The sequence below is a fragment of the Oleiphilus sp. HI0117 genome, from assembly GCF_001635235.1.
Genome location: NZ_LWGA01000401.1, coordinates 1 through 620, shown reverse-complemented (window position 1 = coordinate 620; position 620 = coordinate 1). Strand labels below are relative to the sequence as shown.

1 protein-coding gene is annotated in these 620 nt (G+C 47.6%); it reads left to right on the top strand.

From position 1 onward, the window contains the following. Positions 1 to 620: PhoH family protein (locus A3757_RS04715; protein ID WP_197469782.1), on the top strand; the 620-nt coding region annotated here is incomplete at both ends.

Below are 620 nucleotides of genomic sequence, written 5' to 3'. Positions count from 1 at the left end.
GCCTGTTTGTGCGGCCAATTTGATGAAAACATCAAACACCTGGAGATGCGCCTAGATGTTAAGATTAGCTATCGGGGCGCTGTTTTCAAAATACGTGGCGAAAAAGCTGAAGCATCTCAGGCGGCGCTAGAGATAATCAGACACCTATATCGAGAGACCGAGGATAATTCGAGCATTAGCCTTGAAATGGTTCACCTCTTTGTTCAGGAGTTTGGCGTTGATGCTATTTCGAGCGAGCTATCAGAAGAAGCTCGACTAATCAAAACACCTCGAAGCCAAGTTAAACCTCGCGGCGAGAACCAGTGCCAATATGTTGCTAACATTAAGCAGCATGATATTAATTTTGGCTTAGGCCCTGCTGGTACTGGCAAAACCTACCTTGCTGTTGCTTGTGCTGTAGAAGCGCTAAATAACGAAGAAGTTAAACGCATTCTGCTAGTTCGGCCCGCAGTTGAAGCAGGAGAAAAGCTTGGCTTTCTGCCTGGCGACCTGGCTCAGAAAGTTGACCCTTACTTGCGCCCTCTCTATGACGCGCTATATGAAATGCTAGGCTTCGACCAAGTCGCCAAGCTCATGGATAAGAACATCATAGAAGTCGCACCACTCGCCTTTATGCGCGG